The 1,924-nt window shown below is 46.8% G+C and carries 1 protein-coding gene; it reads right to left on the bottom strand.

The genetic code is table 11. From position 1 onward, the window contains the following. Window positions 1-101: 101 nt before the first annotated feature. Window positions 102-1,730: a bifunctional UDP-sugar hydrolase/5'-nucleotidase UshA gene (gene ushA, locus KDK15_RS09725; protein ID WP_257295159.1), complete on the bottom strand. Its 1,629-nt coding sequence runs from the start codon at window positions 1,728-1,730 to the stop codon at window positions 102-104. Between the last annotated feature and the right edge of the window lie 194 nt (window positions 1,731-1,924).

Raw genomic sequence — 1,924 nt, 5'->3', positions numbered from 1 at the left:
TTTGCCGAACAAAAGCGGATTTTTAGACCAATTTGCTGCCGCCGCAGTAGGGCAGTCTATTCTCGGACAGCTTCCTATTAAGGGAACCAGAATCATGTTGGCTATTTCCGCACAATCTTCCCTTTTGGCAGATACTCATTTCTCTTCAGAGGTGAGTATCTCTTAACGTAATCACTCAATACGACAGCGTCTGTATAACCGGTATTAACAAACGTTGGATTCTCATCCACCACAGGCCAGTTATCACCCCCGCCAGCAGAAAAGGCATTAATTGCCATGCGATACTTCTTGTTTTTATCCACAGGCTTTCCGCCAATGTCCAGAGACATTAATTTATCGCCGGCCATGGTCAGCCTGACGTTGGCAAAGTGCACCAAGCCGCCACTGACGGGTTGAATAGCGGCAACGTCTTCAATGTAGTTCCGCAGCTCACGGCCTGTCATTTCCAGATAGCACACCATATTGCCAAAAGGCTGAATCTTGAGAAGATCTTTTTCGGTAATCTTACCTGCTTTCAAGCCAGTGCGAATACCACCGCCGTTCATTACAGCCAGATCGGCTTTGGTTTTTTCCATCTGTGCCCGGGCAATCAGATTGCCTATGGCCGCTGGGCTTGAGCGAACTTTTTCCCGTGAACCATCCAGGGACTGATCGATGGCACCGACAACCCGATTCATTAGTTCACTCGCTTTATCCTGATAAGGCTTTAATGCCTTCAGCACTGCCGGATCTTCTGGAATCTCAGGCTCTATAGTGACCAGCTCTTTCTTACCATTGATGATTTTCTCTGTCTTGAGATTCACCGGAATCAGGCGGTAATTCACCATTTTCAGCAAGCCATGGCTGTGTCCTCTGCCATTGTCCAGATATTGATAGATAAAATCAGCCCGGCCAACATATTTGCCCCACTCCCAAGCCTGTAGTACATAGGTACTGTTTTTAATATCAGGCCGGAGTAGTTTACTTTGTGAATGGCCACCGACAATGATATCGACACCATCCACTTCTTTAGCCAGGCTGACATCACCCGGAGCGTTGTGTCCATGTCTGGCGTTTGGATAATGCCCCATGTGGGTGAGCGCAATAACAATATCAGCCTGGTCATCCCGAATCAGTTTTGGTACCCAGACTTTTCCTGTATCTACGGCATCATCAAAACGAATATCTTTAATGTTTTCCTTGAGCGTCTGTGATTCTGTGTCTTCTGTAGTTAAGCCAAGAATGGCGACCCGCACACCTTCCAGCTCTTTCATTACCCAAGGCTTAAACACTGGTTTACCGGTATCTTTGTAAAAGATGTTGGCTGACAGGAAAGGGAAGTCTGCCCACTTTTCCTGTTTCAGCAAAACAGGCAGCGGGTTATCAAACTCATGGTTACCCACGGTCATGGCATCATAACCAATAAGGTTCATCCCGATAAAATCAGGCTTAGCTTCCTGAATATCGGACTCGGGCACACCGGTATTTATATCGCCTGCAGACAATACCAGAGACTTGCCGCCTTCAGCTTCTACTTCTGCACGAATACGATCAATCAATGTTTTGCGGGCCGCCATGCCCACTTCACCGTCACGGTTTCTCCAGAATTTTCCGTGGTTATCATTGGTGTGAATGACCGTGAAATTCAGCGTTTTCAGCGCAGGTTTTCTGCATTGCCCAGTATCGGTAGCACAACCGCTGAGCAATAGCAGGATGGGGAAAGACAATAACAACCAGCGTGGGTACAACATATGGACTCTCCTTTAAGGAAATCACGGGAATCATACGCACACCTGATTCATTACTGAACGACGTTGTTTAGACGTTTTTTTAATAATGCAGAGCACTGGTGTTCGGTTAAAAATCTAGTACACAGTTTCTTCAATGCAATTGATGGGTTCCATCTATCATTGACCTCCAAACTCCGTTCGTCCTGAGCGGAGTC

The organism is Endozoicomonas sp. YOMI1 (assembly GCF_024606345.1).
In the GTDB taxonomy this organism is placed as follows: Bacteria; Pseudomonadota; Gammaproteobacteria; order Pseudomonadales; family Endozoicomonadaceae; genus Endozoicomonas.
This window is presented reverse-complemented; position numbering and strand designations above follow the sequence as displayed.

Coding starts and splice junctions, on each gene's coding strand:
- ushA (WP_257295159.1), bottom strand. CDS start 1,730: ATGTTGTACCCACGCTGGTTGTTATTGTCTTTCCCCATCCTGCTATTG.